The following is a 2111-nucleotide window of genomic DNA, read 5'->3' as shown; positions in this document are numbered from 1 at the left end:
CTCTAGTTTTTAGATAATATTTTTATTAAATTTTAATATTTTATTTAAATTAAAATAATAAGTTTAAAATATATATTTTAATATAATCTAATTTATTATAGATAATGAGAAAAGAGGTTATATTTTGGTAAATGAAAATTCTGGGAATGATTTTAAAATTCCTAAACATAATCTTACAACTACAATTTCTTATATTGAACCTAATAAAATTATAACTAGAGGATATAATCAAAAAGATTTAATTGAAAATTTAAGTTTTAGTGAAATGGTATATTTATTATTAAAAGGAGAATTACCAACTAAAAAACAAGGAAAACTTTTAAATCATGTCCTTGTATCTTTTTGTGATCATGGTGTTACTCCTCCAAGTACACAAACAGCAAGACTTATATCTTCAAGTGGTTCTCCATTGAATAATGCTGTTGCAGGAGGATTATTATCTTTTGGTAAACATCATGCAGGGGCAATTGAAAAAATCATGACATTATATCAAAATGCAATTAAAGATATCCATTTAGGTTTTGATTCTGATATTAATAATTCATTAATTGCTAATAAAGCATTAGATATTGTTATTCCTAAAATTTCAAATAATGAAAAAATTCATGGTTTTGGACATCGTTATCATGATAAAGATCCTAGGGCTCGTAAACTTCTTGAACTTATTATTAGAGAAGGTAATCTTGGACCTCATACAAAATTAGCTATTGCAATGGAACAATTATTAATTGATAAAAAAGGGATTTACTTAAATGTAGATGGTGTAAATGGTGCAATTCTTTCTGATTTAGGATTTAATCCAAAATTAGGATTGGGATTATTTATGATAGGAAGACTTCCAGGTCTTGTTGCACATAGTTATGAGGAAATGATGGAAGAGGAAGAATTTAGAAAATTCTGTAATTTAAATGATATTACTTATGTTGGTTTTAAAGATAAAAAGATTGATGATTAATTTTTATTAAAAATATAATAATTAGAAAATGATTAATTTTTAAGTTTTTTAATTTTTTTATTAAGTATAACTTAAAAAATTATTATTTAAGTTTTTAATTTTTTTATTAAATATAACTGAGAAGATTATTATTTAATTTTTTAGTTTTTATTAATATATTATAAAGGAAAAAATTATTATTATTTAATTGAATAAATATTTTAATTGTTTATTTAAATATAAATTAAATTTTATATAAAAATTTATAAAGGTTTTTATTATGGATTTTTTTGAAGTTATTGAAAAAAGATACAGTGTTCGTGGATATAAAGATGAACCTGTTAAAAAAGAAGATTTAGATAAAATTTTAAAAGCAGCTGCATTAGCTCCAACTGCTAAGAATGTTCAACCTATTAAAGTTTTTGTTATTGATACTAATAAGAATAAAGAAGCTCTTAAAGCTATTTATCCTGCTAGTTGGTTCTATAATGCTCCTTTAGTTTTATGTGTTGCTGTTGATTATGATTCAGCAGGTAAAAGATCAGGTGATAATAGAAACTTTGCTGATATTGATGGTTCTATTGTAATGGATAATATAATTTTAGCAGCTACTGCATTAAATCTTGGAACATGTTATATTGGTGCATTTAATCCTGATGCTGCAAAAGATTTTATAAATTCTGATAATTATACTCCATTATTATTTACTCCACTTGGTTATATTGATGCAGATCCAAGAGTTCAAGATAAAAAATCTGTAGATGAAATTGTTGAATATTTATAATTGATTATTATGAAGCCATTAACAATACATGCAAAAGATAAGAATGATTTAAAAAGATTATCTGATAGATTATTGGAACATAAGTTTAAACTTAAAGCTGATGGTCCTAATTTTACTTTTTTATATAAAAGAGTTTATGGTAATTGGGTTTATCATTTAATTTTTATTCTTCTTGCTTGTTTTACTTCTGCATGGTTTTTATTTGGAAATTTAATTATATTTTTATATTTCTTTTATAAAAAATCTCAGTATGTTTTAATTACTACAGAAACAGAAGATGATGGTAAAAAATAGAATTTGATGATTTTGATATTATTGATCTTGATCGTAAATCATTTTCTTAAATTTTTTATTATTTTTTTAGTTTTTTAGTTTTTATTATTTTTTTATTAG

3 protein-coding genes are annotated in these 2111 nt (G+C 22.5%); all 3 read left to right on the top strand.

Annotation, left to right across the window (positions count from 1 at the left end; genetic code table 11):
- The first annotated feature begins 124 nt into the window (after positions 1-124).
- On the top strand, positions 125-955 hold the full coding sequence (locus BGI41_RS07845) for a citryl-CoA lyase (protein ID WP_088540143.1): 831 nt from the start codon (positions 125-127) through the stop codon (positions 953-955).
- Positions 956-1214: 259 nt separating this feature from the next.
- Positions 1215-1718, top strand: a complete 504-nt coding sequence (locus BGI41_RS07840; RefSeq protein ID WP_088540142.1) for a nitroreductase family protein — start codon at positions 1215-1217, stop codon at positions 1716-1718.
- A 9-nt stretch (positions 1719-1727) separates the two neighbouring features.
- Positions 1728-2012 carry a hypothetical protein gene (locus BGI41_RS07835; protein ID WP_088540141.1) on the top strand — a complete coding sequence of 95 codons (285 nt, stop codon included), beginning with the start codon at positions 1728-1730 and terminating at the stop codon, positions 2010-2012.
- Positions 2013-2111 lie beyond the last annotated feature (99 nt).

Origin of the sequence: Methanobrevibacter sp. 87.7 (assembly GCF_002208625.1) — an archaeon.
In the GTDB taxonomy this organism is placed as follows: Archaea; Methanobacteriota; Methanobacteria; order Methanobacteriales; family Methanobacteriaceae; genus Methanarmilla.
Note: the sequence above shows the minus strand (reverse complement) of the source record. Positions and strands in the feature narration are given on the sequence as shown.

What these genes read in the sequence shown, in the direction of transcription:
- BGI41_RS07835 (WP_088540141.1), top strand. Translation starts at nt 1,728, where the DNA reads ATGAAGCCATTAACAATACATGCAAAAGATAAGAATGATTTAAAAAGA.
- BGI41_RS07840 (WP_088540142.1), top strand. Translation starts at nt 1,215, where the DNA reads ATGGATTTTTTTGAAGTTATTGAAAAAAGATACAGTGTTCGTGGATAT.